Raw genomic sequence first — 1,662 nt, 5'->3', positions numbered from 1 at the left:
CCCCTTCACCGCCCCGGCGGTGGACGACATCGCCGACCTGCGCGCCAACGCCAAAACCGCCGTGTCGCGCGGCTATGACATGGTGCTCAACGGCAACGAGATCGGCGGCGGTTCGATCCGTATCCATCGCTCGGACATGCAGAGCACGGTGTTCGAGCTGCTGGGCATCGGTGCCGAAGAGGCCGAGGCCAAGTTCGGCTTCCTGCTCGACGCCCTGCGTTTCGGCGCTCCGCCGCACGGTGGCATTGCCTTCGGCATCGACCGCATCGCCGCGCTGATGGCCGGCACCGAGTCGATCCGCGACGTCATTCCGTTCCCGAAGACCACCGGCGCGCAGTGCCTGATGACCGGCGCCCCGTCGCCGATCCCGGACGAGCAGCTGGCCGAAGTGCACATCCAGGTTCGCCCGCGCAAGGCCTGACCCCACTGACGTAGTGCCGGGCTCTGCCCGGCAAGCCTCACCAAACCCCGGAGATCCTGCAATGAGCGAATTCGCGTTTTCGTTGGAATGGGAAAAGCTGGGCAATGAAGGCGCCGACGCCACCCTGGTCACCGAACGCGCCCGCGTGTTCGGTGGCTGGCTGGTGCGCGTGGGCACCAACCCCGCCGCCATGGCGCTGACCTTCGTGCAGGACGGCGAAGGGCGCTGGGATGGCGAGGACTTCGGCGTGGAAGACTACGAAGAAGACGAAGACGACCTCGACGAGGAAGAAGACGAGGACGAGGAAGAGGAAGAAGGCGAAGACGACGAGGAAGAGTACGAGGACGAGGACGAAGAGGAGGGCGACGAGGAAGAAGACGCCCCCCACGGAGCGCAGGCCTGAGGCCTGCCCGGACGCCCGCCATGTACGCCATCCGCCGTGCCACCGTTGACGACGCACCGACCCTGTCGGTGCTGGCCACGCGTACCTTCGTGGAAACCTTCGGCCACCTCTATCCTGCGCAGGACCTGCAGGATTTCCTGGACGAAGCCTACGCGGTCGACCGCCAGCACATCATCCTGGCCCACCCGGATTACGCGGTATGGCTGCTGGAACGGGACGGCGTGGCCGTCGGCCATGCCGCAGCCGGCCCCTGCGGCCTGCCGCACCCGGACGTGCAGCCGGGCGATCGCGAACTCAAGCGCCTGTACCTGATCAAGGACGAACAGAGCTGCGGCTGGGGCAGCCGGTTGCTGGAAACGGCACTGGACTGGCTCGAACGCGACGGCCCGCGCACGCTGTGGCTGGGCGTGTGGTCGGAAAACTTCGGCGCGCAGCGGTTTTATGCCCGATACGGCTTCACCAAGGTCGGTACCTATGAATTCCCGGTCGGCAACGTGCGCGACCTGGAGTTCATCCTGCGCCGACCGGCCGGCCCGGCGCGCTGAGCGCCCGGCCTGTTTCCTTCTCCATCGCAATGGACCGCAACGGCTTCACCCGCCGTTGCACGGTCTATTCGTCTAATGGCCGTGTTTCTTCCCGCAGGTCCCAAGCCAACCGGCTAGGCTGAGTGCATGAATCCCCCTGTTTTACTGCTTCACGGCATCTGGAATGCCCGCGCGTGGGTGGGCCCACTGGCCTGGCGGCTGCGCGCGCGTGGCTTCAACGTGGATACCTTCGGCTATTCCAGCGTCTTCGGCGGGCCCGAGGTGGCCGTGCCGCAACTCCTGGAACGGCTCAA

The 1,662-nt window shown here is 66.4% G+C and carries 3 protein-coding genes and 1 pseudogene; all 4 read left to right on the top strand.

Features of this window, described 5'->3' with window-relative positions; all coding sequences use genetic code 11:
- The coding region (locus DBR34_RS23605; protein ID WP_308812560.1) for an amino acid--tRNA ligase-related protein at positions 1–421 on the top strand (421 nt) is incomplete at its 5' end.
- Between the two features lie 61 nt (positions 422–482).
- Positions 483–824 carry a DNA primase gene (locus tag DBR34_RS16850; RefSeq protein WP_128097648.1) on the top strand — a complete coding sequence of 114 codons (342 nt, stop codon included), beginning with the start codon at positions 483–485 and terminating at the stop codon, positions 822–824.
- Positions 825–844: 20 nt separating this feature from the next.
- Positions 845–1,369, top strand: coding sequence for a GNAT family N-acetyltransferase (locus DBR34_RS16845; RefSeq protein WP_128097647.1), 525 nt, complete (start codon positions 845–847; stop codon positions 1,367–1,369).
- A gap of 126 nt (positions 1,370–1,495) precedes the next feature.
- Positions 1,496–1,662: pseudogene (locus tag DBR34_RS23600) on the top strand (alpha/beta hydrolase); the annotation flags it as partial.

The sequence above is a fragment of the Stenotrophomonas sp. HMWF003 genome, from assembly GCF_003061285.1.
Lineage (GTDB): Bacteria > Pseudomonadota > Gammaproteobacteria > Xanthomonadales > Xanthomonadaceae > Stenotrophomonas > Stenotrophomonas maltophilia_AP.
Note: the sequence above shows the minus strand (reverse complement) of the source record. Positions and strands in the feature narration are given on the sequence as shown.